Here is a 13,042-nt window from a genome sequence, read left to right as displayed (position 1 = left end):
CGGCCACCACGCGGGCGAAATCGGTGCGCCCGGCGGCGAATTCCGCCCACAGGCTGTCGGCCGTCACCATCGCCTCGCGCTCCGGCAGGGCGGCGGCGGCGGCGATCAGCCGGTCCCAGCCCGCATTGTCGAGGCTGAAGCGATAATAGCCGGCCCCGTTGGCGTTGGGCACCAGCGCCGCCGCGGTGCCGACCAGCGGCGGAACCGTGGCGCTTTCCTCGCTGAGCAGGGTGCACGCCTTGCCGTCACCGCGCGACAGGCACAGCGGGATCTGCCAGCGCCGCAGCATCCGATCCGTGGCGATGCCCAGCGGCACATAGCGCGATTGCGACAGGCTGATGCCGGTGGCGGCATCGCGCACCGTCACCAGCGGCACGCCGGTCTGATCGGTGAAGCTGCGCAAGGCTGGCACCAGCCGCGGGTTGCCGCTGGCTTCGGCGACACTGGCGAAGAAATCTTCGGCACTGGCGTTCCGATACGCATAGCGATTGAGGTGCAGCTGCACCCCCTTGCGGAAATTCTCCTCGCCCACAAAGCTTTCGAACATCGAAACCGTCTGGGCGCCCTTCAGATAGGTGATCGAATCAAAGGCGCTGATCACCTGGTCGTTGCGGCTGATCTCCTGCCGGATCGGGCGGCCACGGCCCAGCGAATCGGTGTCCATGGCGGTGAAGGCATCGGCCACTTCGCCCGCCGCGATGCCCAGGTCCGGACGCCAGCGGTGCGCCGTCTTGTTGCCCATCCATTCGGCGAAGCTCTCGTTCAGCCAGATGTCGGTCCACCAGGTCGGCGTGACGAGATCGCCGAACCACTGGTGGGCCAGTTCGTGAGCGGCCACCGTGCCGAAGCCGCGCATCTGGCTGGGCGGCGGCGCGTCACCCAGCAGGATCAGCGTGTCCTGGAACAGGATCAGGCCGGCGTTCTCCATGGCCCCGCCCATCACTGGCGAGGCGATGAAATCGAGCTTTTCATAGGGGTAGGCGATGCCGAAATAGTCCTCGAGCAGGCCGACGATCTTCGGCGTTTCGGCCAGCGTGGTCGCCATGCGGGGCGCTTGGCCCTTGGTGGCGATCACCCGGAAGGCGAGCGGGGTCTTGCGCACCGCATTGGCCGGGATGGTTGTTTCACGCACGTCGAAATCGCCGATGCCCACCGCCACCAGATAGGTGGGCAGCGGTTTCGATGGCGCGAAGCGGTGGGTGGTCCAGCCGGCTCGGGTGGTGCTGCCCACTTCCGGCGTGTTGGCAAAGGCCTTGAGGCGGCTCGGCACAGTGAGGCTGACGGTGAAGGGCACCTTGAAGCCCGGCTCGTCAAAGCCCGGGAACATGCGGCGTGCGTCCAGTGGCTCCATCTGGGTCCAGGCATACCAGTCCTCGCCCACCTTGGCGCGGAACAGGCCTTCGGCGCCCTCGCGGAAACCGGTGCTGTAATCGAAGCGCAGCGTCACCCTGCCGGCCGGCAGATTGCCCGGTAGGTCGAGCCGGGCGACGCCGGAAGGATCCACCTCACTATAGCGCGCCTTCAGCACGCGCTTGCCCACCACCACGTCGGCGCGGGTCACCTTCAGGCCCAGACCATGCAGGAACACCGTCCGGCTGGGCGCCTTCACGGTGGCATCGATCTCGACATGGCCGCTGTAGTCGGCCTGCGCCGGATCGGCCTTCAGATCGATGCGATAGGCGGTGGGGCGCACCGTGTCGGGCAGGCGGCCCAGCGGCACGGCCTGTGCCAGGGCCGGGGCAGCGATCAGGGTGGCGGCAAGCAGGGCGGAACGGCGCATCATCATGTCCTTCGGCTGGGCTGCGCCGTTGGTGCCGCGCAGCCCACCCGAAGGCAAGGCTAGAGAATATATTTCGACAGGTCGCGATTGCCGGCGATGTCGGCCAGTTCCCGCGCCACGAAAGCGGCGTCCACGCTCACCGTTTCGCCGCCGCGGTCGCTGGCCTCGAAGCTGACGCTCTCCAGCAACTTCTCCATGACCGTGTGCAGCCTTCGGGCGCCGATATTCTCCACCGTCTCGTTCACCTGGGCGGCAGTACGGGCGATGGCGTCGATGCCGTCCGCCGTGATAGTCAGCGTCACGCCCTCGGTGGCCAGCAGGGCGGCATATTGGCGGATCAGGCTGGCATCTGTGTCATTGAGGATGCGGCGGAAATCATCCTCTGTCAGGCCCTTCAGCTCGACGCGGATCGGCAGCCGGCCCTGCAGTTCGGGCAGCAGGTCAGAGGGTTTCGCCACGTGGAAGGCGCCCGAGGCGATGAACAGCACATGGTCGGTCTTCACCGGGCCATACTTGGTGGCAACCGTGGTGCCTTCGATCAGCGGCAGCAGGTCGCGTTGCACACCCTCGCGGGAAACGCTGCCGCCGCGCACGTCCGACACGGCGATCTTGTCGACCTCGTCCAGGAACACGATGCCGTTGGCCTCGGCGTTGCGCACCGCCTCGCGCTGGATGTCCTCGTCGTCGAGGCGCTTGTCCGACTCTTCGGCCAGCAGCGCGTCCCACGCCGCACCCACCTTCATCTTGCGGCGCTTGGTGCGCCCGCCCATCGCTTTCGCCATCATGTCCGACAGGTTGATCATGCCCACCTGACCGGGCTGCATGCCGGGCAGCTCGAAGCTGGGGGCAGCTTCGGCCAACTCGATCTCCACCTCGCGGTCCTTCAGGTCGCCGGCTTCGAAGCGCTGGCGGAAGGCCAGCCGCGTCGCCTCGCTGGCGTCCTTGCCCACCAGCGCGTCGAGCAGCCGGGCCATGGCGGCGTCGGCGGCCTTGTCCTTCACGGCGGCGCGGCGTGTCTCGCGCACCAGCCGGATCGATTCCTCGACCAGGTCGCGGATGATCGAATCGACGTCGCGGCCGACATAGCCGACCTCGGTGAACTTGGTGGCTTCCACCTTGATGAACGGGGCATTCGCCAGCCTGGCGAGCCGCCGGCTGATCTCGGTCTTGCCGCAGCCGGTGGGGCCGATCATCAGGATATTCTTGGGCACCACTTCATCGCGCAGATCGTCCGGCAGCTGCTGGCGGCGCCAGCGGTTCCTGAGTGCCACGGCGACGGCGCGCTTGGCATCGTCCTGCCCGATGATGTGGCGATCCAGCGCGGCAACGATCTGGCGGGGAGTCAGGTCGGCACTCACAGTTCGATCGCTTCCACGGTCAGTTCCTCGTTCGTGTAGACGCACAGATCGGCCGCGATCTTCATGGCGCGGCGTGCGATGGTCTCGGCGCTGTGGTCGCTGTCGGCGAGTGCGCGCGCGGCGGCCAACGCGAAATTGCCGCCTGACCCGATGGCGGCCACACCGCCCACCGGTTCCAGCACGTCGCCGTTGCCGGTGATCACCAGCGTCACCTCGCGGTCAGCCACGATCATCATGGCTTCGAGGCGCCTGAGATAGCGATCGGTGCGCCAGTCCTTGGCGAGCTCGACGGCGGCGCGCAGCAGCTGGCCGGGGTGACGCTCCAGCTTGGCCTCCAGCCGTTCGAACAGGGTGAAGGCATCGGCCGTGGCACCGGCAAAGCCGCCGATCACCTCGCCCTTGGGGCCGAGGCGCCGGACCTTCTTCGCATTGGGCTTCATCACCGTCTGCCCCATCGTCACCTGGCCATCGCCGGCAACGACGACCTGGCCAGCCTTGCGGACGGACACGATGGTGGTGCCGTGGAATTGCGGGAGTTCGCTCATAGGGTGCCTTTCGTTGGCCCCATGTAGGACGCCAGCGGGCGAGTTGAAGGGGTCAGGGCTTGCGGCGGCGGACCTGCGCCGTCTTGCCGTCTGCAGCGATGCCTTGTTCATAAGTGTCGTTGAGCGCCGTCAGCAATTTCTTCAGCGAGGCAAAGCCCGTCTTCTTGAGATAAGCGTTCTCTGATTTGCGAATTGCCGTCCCGAGGGCGCTGAGGCTTAGCCATTCCGACCCGGACGCTTCAAAGGCCGCATCAATCCATGCTTTGGCCCGCGAAGGGTGTCGTTGCACCACCGGGCCTTGGACTGATTTCGATGCGGCCTTTGGCTCGGCAGAGACATGAACCGCCGCGGCCGTGCTGCCCTTCAATCGATGAAAGTGATTACAGGCGTTTGCCAAGCTGGCCGGCGCCTTTGCCTCGCCAAAGCCGTGTACCGCACAGTCTGCCTCACGTAGGCGGATAATCAGGCGTGCATAATCTCTGTCAGATGTGACGATGCAGAAAATATCCGGCCGGTTGCTGTGCAAAAGGTCCACGGCGTCAATGGCAAGGGCCATGTCGGTGCCGTTCTTGCCACCCGTTGGTTGCACATGGACGGCCGCAATGGCGTGCTTGTCCATGGCAGCCAGCCAGTCCTTCATGCGACCGTTCTGGAAATCGCCATAAAGCCGGCGGACACTGGTCGTGCCAAGCGCCGCAATGATCGCGAAAAGTGAATCCGCATAGCTGCCGGTCAGATTGTCGCCGTCAATGAGAACGACAATTCGTTTGGCTCCACCGGACGTACTCATCGGAACAGCGTGCCAATCCAGCCCCGTTGCCGCAAGAGGGCGGGTGAACTTGCCCCTCATGGCGCAATGCTCTAGGCGCACGCTCCAAGGAGCCAGGCCGATGAGCGCGCGCACAGCAACGATCCAGCGCAACACCAAGGAAACCCAGGTCGAGGTGCACGTGAACCTCGACGGCGCCGGCGTGTATGATGTTTCGACCGGCATCGGCTTCCTCGATCACATGCTGGAGCAGCTGTCGCGGCACAGCCTCATCGACCTCACCATCAAGACGGTGGGCGACCTGCACATCGATGGCCACCACACCACCGAGGATACCGGCATCGCGCTGGGCGAGGCGGTGGCCAAGGCGCTGGGCGACCGGCGCGGCATCACCCGTTATGGCGATGCGCTGATCCCGATGGACGAGACGCTGACCCGCGTGGCGCTCGACATTTCGGGGCGGCCCTATCTGGTGTGGCGCACCAACTTCTCGCAACCCAAGCTGGGCACGCTCGACACCGAGATGTTCAAGGAATTCTTCGCCGCCTTTGCCGGCAGCGCGGGGATCACCCTGCACATCGAGACGCTCTATGGCGTCAACAATCACCATATCGCCGAAAGCTGCTTCAAGGGCCTGGCGCGGGCGCTGCGCGCGGCGGTCGCCATCGATCCGCGCAAGGCGGATGCCATTCCGTCAACCAAGGGCACCCTTGGTGGTGTCTGACACGGTCGCGCTGATCGATTATGGCGCCGGCAACCTGCGTTCTGCGGCCAGAGCGCTGGAGCGGGCCGGCGCCCGCGTGGTGGTCACCGACGATCCGGCGGTGATCGCAGGCGCAGGCCGCATCGTGCTGCCCGGCGTCGGCGCCTTCGCCCAGTGCATTGGCCAGCTGCGCGAGAAGACCGGCATCGAGGCGGCGCTGAACGAGGCCGTCAATGGCCGCGGCGTGCCGTTCCTCGGCATCTGTGTGGGCATGCAGCTGCTCGCCAGCGAGGGCCACGAACATGGCACCCACAAGGGTCTGGGCTGGCTGCCGGGCATTGTCGCCCGCATGGCGCCGGCCGATCCCGGGCTGAAGATCCCGCACATGGGCTGGAACCGCGTCGAAGCGGTGAATGGCGCCGCCGTGCCGTCGGGCGACGCCTATTTCGTGCACTCCTACGCCTTCACGCCCGATGATCCCGCCGATGTGCAGGCGGTGTCGGATCACGGCGGGCGCTTTGCGGCCATCGTGAAGCGCGGGCACATCACTGGCGTGCAGTTCCACCCGGAAAAGAGCCAGGCCTATGGGCTGGCCTTCCTGTCCAACTGGCTCGCGTCATGATCATCTTCCCGGCCATTGACCTGAAGGGCGGCCAGTGTGTGCGGCTGGCCGAAGGCGACATGAACCGCGCCACCGTCTATGCCGATGATCCGGCCGCGCAGGCCGCGCTGTTCCGTGCGGCAGGCGCCACGCATCTGCACGTCGTCGATCTGGATGGCGCCTTTGCCGGTGACAGCCGCAATGCCGCCGGCGTCAAGGCGGCGCTGTCCGGGTTCGGTGCAGGAAAGGTCCAGGTTGGTGGTGGCATACGCACCGCTGCGCATGTGGAAGGCTGGCTTGCCGCCGGCGTGTGGCGCGTGGTTATGGGCACGGCCGCGCTCGACAATCCCGATCTGGTGCGCGGCCTTGCCGCCGATCACCCGGCCCGCATCGTCGTCGCGGTGGATGCCCGCGATGGCCTGGTGGCGACGCGCGGCTGGGCCGATGTGTCGACGCTGCCGGTTGCCGATCTTGCCCGCCGTTTCGAGGATGCCGGGGTGGCCGCCGTGCTGTTCACCGATGTCGGGCGCGACGGCATGCTGAAGGGCGTCAATGTCGAGGCGACCGTGGCGCTGGCCGCCGCAACCTCGCTGCCGGTGATTGCCAGCGGCGGCGTGGCCTCCATCGCCGATATCCATGCGCTTGTTGGCAAGCCCGGCATCGAAGGCGTCATCACCGGCCGCGCGCTCTATGATGGCCGGCTCGATCTGGCCGAGGCCATACAGGTGGCGCAATGACGCTCGCCGTGCGCATCATCCCCTGTCTCGACGTTGCTGGCGGGCGCGTCGTGAAGGGCGTCAACTTTGTTGCCCTGCGCGATGCGGGCGATCCGGTGCAGGCGGCCGCTGCCTATGATGCCGCCGGCGCCGACGAGCTCTGCTTCCTCGACATCACCGCCAGTCACGAAGGGCGCGGCACCCTGCTCGACATCGTCGAGCGCACCGCCGATCAATGCTTCATGCCGCTGACCGTGGGTGGCGGCGTGCGCAGCGTGGCCGATGCCCGCGCGCTGCTGCTGGCCGGGGCCGACAAGGTGGCGGTGAACAGCGCCGCCGTCGCGCGCCCCGCGCTGATTGGCGAGCTGGCCATGCGCTTTGGCGAGCAATGCGTGGTGGTGGCGGTGGACGCCAAGCAGGTGTCACCCGGAAAATGGGAAATCTTCACCCACGGCGGCCGCACGCCCACCGGCATTGATGCCGTGGCCTATGCCATCGAAGCCGCACGGCTGGGCGCTGGCGAGATCTTGCTGACCTCCATGGACCGCGACGGGACGAAGGCCGGCTATGACCTGGCGCTCACCCGCGCCATTGCCGATGCGGTGCCGGTGCCGGTGGTTGCCTCGGGCGGGGTCGGCAGCGTGGCCGATCTTGTCAGCGGGGTGCGCGAGGGTCATGCTTCGGCCGTGCTGGCAGCGTCCATCTTCCACTTTGGTGAAGTCAGCATCGGGCAGGCCCGCGCGGCGCTGGCCGCGGCCGGCCTGCCTGTGCGGGAGGTGTTTCATGGAGCGCTTTGATCAGTTGCTGGCCACCGTCGTCGCGCGGCGTGGTGCCGATCCCGAAACCTCCTATGTCGCCCGGCTCACCGCCAAGGGCCGCGCCAAGCTGGCCCAGAAGCTGGGCGAGGAGGCGGTGGAGGTGGTGATCGCCGCCATCGAGGATGATCGCCGCGCCATCGTGTCGGAAAGCGCCGACCTGATGTTCCACCTTGCCGTGCTGCTCGCCGATGCCGGGCTGACGTTTGACGATGTGCGCGCCGAACTGGCCCGCCGCGAAGGCACGTCGGGCCTCGAGGAAAAGTCTAAGCGATCCGGCTGAAGGCTTTCAGCTTGCGCGCCGTGGCCTGCGCCGCCCGTGCATCCCCCTTGGCCAAGGCGGCCGCCAACTCGATCCCGAAGCGTTTCTGCAGCGCTTCGAAGCCGTCGCCGGCAGGCAGCGTCTCGATGCCCTTCAGCACGGCTGCCGCCCGTGCCGCATTGTCGGCATCGAGGTCGAGCAGGGCGATGGCGAAGAAGGTGCGGGTGGAGGGCAGGCCAGGCGCCAGCTTGAGCGCCTGCGCATAGCAGCGTTCCATCTCGCTCTTCTTCGCGCCCAGTGCCGTGCCGGCCAGGAAGCTGCCCACCGTCGCGATGCTGCCGCCATGCCAGCCGCCCAGCGCGGCCCAGGCCAGGCTGTTGTCGGGATGGGCAGCGCGGACCGCCTCGAACCGGCGCCGCGTCTCTTTGGCGAGGCCGATGCCGCGGGTGAGCTGGGCGCGATAGCCGATGGCCACCGCCTTCTGCAGCTGCGCCTCGACATTGCCCGGCGCGCGCGCCAGGGCGGCATCGAAATCGGCTTCGGCTTCGGCCACCAGCGCCAGTGCCTGGGCCTTCTCCGCTGTCTGGTAGCCGGCGATCGCCAGCCGCGCGCGGCCGGCCAGGATCAGGCCCGCCACGTCATTTTCGGTCCGGCCGGAGCGGGCTGCTGCCGCCCAGTTCCCGGCGCGGAAATCATCGACGGCTGCCGCCTGTGCCGGGGCGGCAAGGGCGACCAGCAGCGCCAGCAGCAGCGTTGCCGGGGCTGTCGTCGGGCCGCAGCGGGACAGGGCGTTTGTCATGGCACCAGTGTCATCGCTCCACGCGGTCGGGGCAAGCTTATTGCGCGCGCACCATTGCCGCAGCGGGTGATCCCGCCGACGCAAATGGGGTAGCCGTCAAAGTGGCAGCCATACGAAGTCGACAAGAAATATCGACGCTCAATTCCACAAAAATTGCAGGGACCTTGACTTTCTTCGAGATCAGCCCCAAATGGCGCTTGCTATCGTCGCCTGCGACGGAAATTGATACCGGTTCTCGCCGATCTCCTTCTCCTCCCACGCACTCAGCACCATCCGCACCTTTGCGGGTGGGTTTCTTGTTTTCGTGAAAGGAAAACACCCATGATCACCGGAACCGTCAAATTCTTCAATGCCGACAAGGGCTATGGTTTCATCTCGCCGGAAAACGGTGGCGATGACAACTTCGTGCACATCAGCGCCGTCGAACGCGCCGGCATGCGCACCTTGGACAAGGATCAGCGCATCTCCTACGAACTGGAAACCGATCGCCGCGGCAAGACCTCGGCCGTCAATCTCCAGTCTGCTTGAGAGCAACTGACCGATCGGGCGCGGCGGGCACAGGCTCGCCGCGCCCAGATCAACAAATGCGCCGCCTTGGCGCCCCCTCCGTTTCGAAGGACCTGCCATGCGCGCCACCAGCGAGTTCCTCGAAACCCAGATTCTCTCGTGCGCGCGGATGGCGGCCGATGCCGGCCTGTCCAACCAGCGCGCCATGTTCCTGCGCGCCCAGGCTGCCTGGCAGGCCCTGGCCGACAAGGAATCCGTCGTGCAGGCCGAACGCATCAAGCGCACGCCGGCCTGAGCCACCGCACCAGCGGTTGGACATCGCAGCCCCGTCACGCAATACTCCGCCCGGTTGAACCGACAGCGGAGCGCAGTGGCATGAGCGATCTTCAAGGCAAGACAGCGATGGTGCTGGGTGGCAGCCGCGGCATCGGAGCGGCGATCGTGCGCCAGCTGGCCGCCGCCGGCGCCAGTGTGATCTTCAGCTATTCGGGCTCTCCCGATGCGGCGGCGGCGGTGGCGGCCGAGACGGGCGCGACGGCGGTGAAGGCCGACAGCGCGAACCGCGACGAACTGATTGCCGCGGTGGCCGCTGCCGGCCCGCTCGACATCATGGTGGTCAACGCCGGCGTCGCCATCATGGGCGATCCGCTGAAGCTGGATCCCGCTGCCGTTGACAGGCTGATCGACATCAACGTGCGCGCCGTCTATTTCGCCGGGGTGGAGGCCGGGCGCCAGATGCGCGACAATGGCCGCATCATCATCATAGGCTCGGTGAACGGTGACCGTGTACCGGGGCCGGGCTTCACCGCCTATGCCATGTCCAAATCCGCCGTGCAGGGCATCGGCCGCGGCCTCGCCCGCGACTTCGGCGGGCGCGGCATCACCGTGAACGTGGTGCAACCCGGCCCGGTCGATACCGACATGAACCCGGCAGAAGGGCCGCTCGCCAAGATGCTGCACGGGATCATGGCCATCCCCCGCCACGCCCACGCCGAAGAGATCGCCGCCCTGGTCCTGTTCCTCGCCAGCCCGGCCGCCGCGATGATCACGGGCACGACGCAGACGATTGATGGCGGGATGGGGATCTAGCGCACGGTTGCAGACGGGTCGCTGGTCTGGGTCCGCAACTGGCCGACAATAAGCGCCACCATGTTGGCGATGACGTCGGGCGCCTCTTCCACGGCCAAGCCGTGATCGAGCAACCGGAATGCCGCGTCCGCGCCAGACAGGCTCAGCAGCATTGCGGCCGCCTGCCTGGTTGCGTCGGCCGGCGCACCAATCGCCTCGACAGCCTGGCGGACGGCGGCCAACCGATCGACCCGGCGGCGGTCGCGCACGGTTCGCCAGGCGCCTCGGCCGAACGCCAGCGATCGGGTGATCGGATGTTTCAGCGCCTGCCGGTGAATATCGCGGAAATAGCGGACGAGATCGTCTGGCCCCGCGCACAGCACCACGCCTTCGGGGTAGAGCTGGTGGTCCAGCCACTCTGCCAGGGCCGCAACCTGGCTTTCCTCATTTGGGAAATGAACATGCACCGTGCGCAGCGAAACGCCGGCGCGCGCTGCCGCCGCACTGGGGGAAAGCCGGTCATTGCCCTCTGACAGTTGCTCGGCAAAGGCTGCCAGAATTGCGGCACGGGTGGCCTGCGCCTTCTCCTCGCGCTTCGGGCTGACATAGGTGCGGGTGGTCACGGCAGGAAGTTGATCCCATTCTGGGCCCCAACCCGCACGACGCCGGCGATATCGGGCGGGTTCATTTCGACTTCGCTCGACACTTGCTTGAAGAAGCGCGCCGCGTTGCCCTTGGTGACGATCGTCAGGAAGCGGGTTTCATCGATGGTGGTGTAACCGTGCGGCGTGTTGGCGGGAACATGGGCGTAGTCGCCGGGGCGAAGGCGCCTTGTCGTGCCATCGACATGCACGTCCATTTCGCCAGACAGCACGACGTAGACTTCTTCCCACTTGTGAGTGTGCGGCGGCGGGCCGCCGCCTGGTGTACCGGTGGTGTCGAAAATCTCGATGGACGATCCCATGGCGTTGGTGAGCATAGGGCGCAGCGTTTCGCCCAGCACGACATAGGTATTGTCTGCGCTGGTGGGTTCGGTGTGCGGCATGACAGCCTCCAGATTTCGCTGCACGAAAATGCAGCCAAATCTGGATATACTTGGTTGCGTCCCAGTGCAACCAAATTTGTAGAGCGCCAGGTCAGGCGTTGGCCGCCGCCAGCGCGTCCGCAATCAGCGCCCGGCTCTGCCCCAGCCCATAGAGCGCGATGAAGCCGCCCATGCGGGGGCCGTTCTCGCTGCCGATCAGGATTTCGTACAGCGCCTTGAACCAGTCGCGCAGGTTGGCATAGCCGGCGGCCTTGCCGGCCTCGTAAACCTCGAACTGGTAGGCTTCGGCATCCGCAGTCTCGCCGAGCGCGGCGAGGCGGGAGTCGAGGTCGCGCAGGGCCGCCGCTTCCGCTTCGGTCGGCGCGCGCCGCTTCAGGCCCGGCACCACGAAATCGCGCGCATAGGCCGCCGCGTGATGCACCAGCCTGTCGAGCAGCGGGTGCGTTTCAGGCGACGAGCCTGGCGCATACTTCCTGACAAAACCCCACAGCCGCGCCGGGTCGTCGGTGGCGGCGACCGAGGCGAGGTTCAGCAGCAGCGAGAAGCTCACCGGCAGGTCGGATGCGGGCGGCTTGCCTTCGTGGACATGATGCACCGGATTGCCCAGCTGCTGTTCCAGCGGCTGTTCCGGATAGCGGGCCAGGAAGTCGGCATAATCCTCGATGGCGCGCGGGATCACGTCGTAATGCAGGCGCTTCGCCTTCCTCGGGTTCTGGTACATGTAGAGCGCGAGGCTCTCGGGCGGGCCATAGTCCAGCCACTGCTCGATCGTCAGGCCGTTGCCCTTGCTCTTGGAGATCTTCTGCCCCTCGGCATCGAGAAACAGTTCATAGTTGAAGCCGGCCGGCGGGTTGCCGCCCAGCGCCCGCACGATCTTGCCCGACAGGATGACGCTGTCGATCAGGTCCTTGCCGGCCATCTCGTAATCGACGCCCAGCGCAAGCCAGCGCATCGCCCAATCCACCTTCCACTGCAGCTTGCAATGGCCGCCGGTGACGGGGACGGTGACCTGCTCATTCGTGCCGGGCCGCACATAGGTGACGGTGCCGGCCGCCACGTCGCGCGCCACGATCGGCACCTGCAGCACGATGCCGGTGGCGGGATCGACGGGGAGGAACGGCGAATAGGTGGCGCGGCGTTCCGGGCCCAACGTGGGCAGGATGATGCCGGTCACCGTGTCATAATGTTCGAGGATCAGCCGCAGCGTCGCATCGAACATCCCGGAGGCATAGCATTCGGTCGAGCTCATGAAGCTGTAGTCAAAGCCGAACGAATCGAGGAAGGCGCGCAGCCGGGCGTTGTTGTGGGCGCCAAAGCTGCTGTGCGTGCCGAACGGATCGCGCACCTGCGTCAAGGGCTTGCCCAGGTCCTCGCGCAGCATCTCGGGGTTGGGGATGCCGTCCGGCACCTTCCGCAGCCCGTCCATGTCGTCAGAAAAGGCGATCAGCTTCGTCTTCACGCCCGGCGCCATCGCCTCGAAGGCGCGGCGCACCATGGTGGTGCGCACCACCTCGCCAAAGGTGCCGATGTGCGGCAGGCCCGACGGGCCATAGCCGGTCTCGAAGATCACCGTGTGGCCGGCCGGCACGCCTTGCGGATAGCGCGCCAGCACCTTGCGCGCTTCCTCGTAGGGCCAGGCCTTGTTCTGCAGCGCCTCGGCCTGCATGACATCAGGAGACATGGTCATCGCTCAAATCTTGTCGTCGGTTGAACGGCGCTGCTGTGGCGGCTTGCGGTGACGAGTGCAACCGAATCCGCTGCGGCCATGGCGCTGCCGGCGCTGGTGGCCAGTCACGCCGGCGTGTGGATCGCCGCTGCAGACGGCAGCGTGCGGGCCGTGGCACGCGGTGAGGCGATCGCGCGCGCCGGCGACAGCCCGCACCTGATCCTAAACGCGCCGGTCACTGCCAGCCGGCTGGGGCTGGGCGAACTGTCGGGGCTGGACCTGCTGGAGCTGTTCGCCTTTCTCCACCCGGCGCGCTTTGCGGTGCCAACGCCGCGCGGGCTGGCCACCGCGCTGAACATTGCGCCGCCGGCAGCCGACAGCGATGCCGCCTTCCTGCAGCGCGCCGCC

16 protein-coding genes and 1 pseudogene are annotated in these 13,042 nt (G+C 66.8%); 9 read left to right on the top strand and 8 right to left on the bottom strand.

Features of this window, described 5'->3' with window-relative positions:
• From GJV64_RS05455 to GJV64_RS05440, 4 genes are all read right to left on the bottom strand, one after another.
• A partial coding sequence (locus GJV64_RS05455) for a M1 family metallopeptidase (protein ID WP_164156266.1) occupies nucleotides 1-1,780 on the bottom strand: 1,780 nt, incomplete at its 3' end.
• Between the two features lie 59 nt (nucleotides 1,781-1,839).
• Nucleotides 1,840-3,138 (bottom strand): ATP-dependent protease ATPase subunit HslU, encoded by a 1,299-nt coding sequence (hslU, locus tag GJV64_RS05450; RefSeq protein ID WP_164156265.1) that lies wholly within the window; start codon nucleotides 3,136-3,138, stop codon nucleotides 1,840-1,842.
• Entirely contained in the window at nucleotides 3,135-3,683 is a 549-nt protein-coding gene (hslV, locus tag GJV64_RS05445; RefSeq protein WP_164156264.1) for an ATP-dependent protease subunit HslV, read from the bottom strand. The genes hslU and hslV overlap by 4 nt, the downstream gene beginning before the upstream one ends.
• A gap of 52 nt (nucleotides 3,684-3,735) precedes the next feature.
• Nucleotides 3,736-4,533 (bottom strand): NYN domain-containing protein, encoded by a 798-nt coding sequence (locus tag GJV64_RS05440; protein ID WP_164156263.1) that lies wholly within the window; start codon nucleotides 4,531-4,533, stop codon nucleotides 3,736-3,738.
• Between the two features lie 40 nt (nucleotides 4,534-4,573).
• Here GJV64_RS05440 and hisB point away from each other — a divergent pair, with 40 nt between their 5' ends.
• Genes hisB through GJV64_RS05415 form a run of 5 tightly spaced genes read left to right on the top strand, consistent with a single transcriptional unit; the run spans nucleotide 4,574 to nucleotide 7,570 of the window.
• Nucleotides 4,574-5,176 (top strand): imidazoleglycerol-phosphate dehydratase HisB, encoded by a 603-nt coding sequence (hisB, locus tag GJV64_RS05435; RefSeq protein WP_164156262.1) that lies wholly within the window; start codon nucleotides 4,574-4,576, stop codon nucleotides 5,174-5,176.
• A complete protein-coding gene (gene hisH, locus GJV64_RS05430) occupies nucleotides 5,169-5,777 on the top strand; it encodes an imidazole glycerol phosphate synthase subunit HisH (protein ID WP_235927613.1) in 609 nt (202 codons plus the stop codon). Before hisB ends, hisH begins: the two co-directional genes overlap by 8 nt.
• Nucleotides 5,774-6,493 (top strand): 1-(5-phosphoribosyl)-5-[(5-phosphoribosylamino)methylideneamino]imidazole-4-carboxamide isomerase, encoded by a 720-nt coding sequence (gene hisA / locus GJV64_RS05425; protein WP_164156260.1) that lies wholly within the window; start codon nucleotides 5,774-5,776, stop codon nucleotides 6,491-6,493. Before hisH ends, hisA begins: the two co-directional genes overlap by 4 nt.
• A complete protein-coding gene (gene hisF / locus GJV64_RS05420; protein WP_164156259.1) occupies nucleotides 6,490-7,269 on the top strand; it encodes an imidazole glycerol phosphate synthase subunit HisF in 780 nt (259 codons plus the stop codon). Before hisA ends, hisF begins: the two co-directional genes overlap by 4 nt.
• Entirely contained in the window at nucleotides 7,256-7,570 is a 315-nt protein-coding gene (locus GJV64_RS05415; protein WP_164156258.1) for a phosphoribosyl-ATP diphosphatase, read from the top strand. The genes hisF and GJV64_RS05415 overlap by 14 nt, the downstream gene beginning before the upstream one ends.
• Here GJV64_RS05415 and GJV64_RS05410 read toward each other — a convergent pair.
• Nucleotides 7,554-8,348 (bottom strand): hypothetical protein, encoded by a 795-nt coding sequence (locus tag GJV64_RS05410; protein WP_164156257.1) that lies wholly within the window; start codon nucleotides 8,346-8,348, stop codon nucleotides 7,554-7,556. The genes GJV64_RS05415 and GJV64_RS05410 overlap by 17 nt on opposite strands.
• 321 nt (nucleotides 8,349-8,669) lie before the next feature.
• Here GJV64_RS05410 and GJV64_RS05405 point away from each other — a divergent pair, with 321 nt between their 5' ends.
• The 3 genes from GJV64_RS05405 to bdcA all read left to right on the top strand — a co-directional run bounded on the left by GJV64_RS05405 (nucleotide 8,670) and on the right by bdcA (nucleotide 9,944).
• Nucleotides 8,670-8,876 (top strand): cold-shock protein, encoded by a 207-nt coding sequence (locus GJV64_RS05405; protein WP_164156256.1) that lies wholly within the window; start codon nucleotides 8,670-8,672, stop codon nucleotides 8,874-8,876.
• A gap of 97 nt (nucleotides 8,877-8,973) precedes the next feature.
• Entirely contained in the window at nucleotides 8,974-9,150 is a 177-nt protein-coding gene (locus tag GJV64_RS05400) for a hypothetical protein (protein WP_164156255.1), read from the top strand.
• Nucleotides 9,151-9,230: 80 nt separating this feature from the next.
• The gene (bdcA, locus tag GJV64_RS05395) at nucleotides 9,231-9,944 is read left to right on the top strand and encodes an SDR family oxidoreductase (RefSeq protein WP_164156254.1); all 714 of its coding nucleotides are present in this window, start codon (nucleotides 9,231-9,233) and stop codon (nucleotides 9,942-9,944) included.
• Here the strand turns inward: bdcA and GJV64_RS05390 are convergent.
• The 3 genes from GJV64_RS05390 to GJV64_RS05380 form a co-directional block, all read right to left on the bottom strand.
• Entirely contained in the window at nucleotides 9,941-10,546 is a 606-nt protein-coding gene (locus tag GJV64_RS05390; RefSeq protein WP_164156253.1) for a TetR/AcrR family transcriptional regulator, read from the bottom strand. The two genes, bdcA and GJV64_RS05390, sit on opposite strands and share 4 nt — an antisense overlap.
• A complete protein-coding gene (locus GJV64_RS05385; RefSeq protein WP_164156252.1) occupies nucleotides 10,543-10,968 on the bottom strand; it encodes a cupin domain-containing protein in 426 nt (141 codons plus the stop codon). Before GJV64_RS05385 ends, GJV64_RS05390 begins: the two co-directional genes overlap by 4 nt.
• Before the next feature lie 91 nt (nucleotides 10,969-11,059).
• Complete coding sequence (locus GJV64_RS05380) at nucleotides 11,060-12,649, bottom strand: lysine--tRNA ligase (protein ID WP_164156267.1); 1,590 nt, start codon at nucleotides 12,647-12,649, stop codon at nucleotides 11,060-11,062.
• An 84-nt stretch (nucleotides 12,650-12,733) separates the two neighbouring features.
• Here GJV64_RS05380 and GJV64_RS05375 point away from each other — a divergent pair.
• Nucleotides 12,734-13,042, top strand: a pseudogene (locus GJV64_RS05375) (ATP-dependent DNA helicase); the annotation flags it as partial.

Source organism: Sandarakinorhabdus rubra (assembly GCF_010994245.1).
GTDB classification, from domain to species: domain Bacteria; phylum Pseudomonadota; class Alphaproteobacteria; order Sphingomonadales; family Sphingomonadaceae; genus Sandarakinorhabdus; species Sandarakinorhabdus rubra.
Note: the sequence above shows the minus strand (reverse complement) of the source record. Positions and strands in the feature narration are given on the sequence as shown.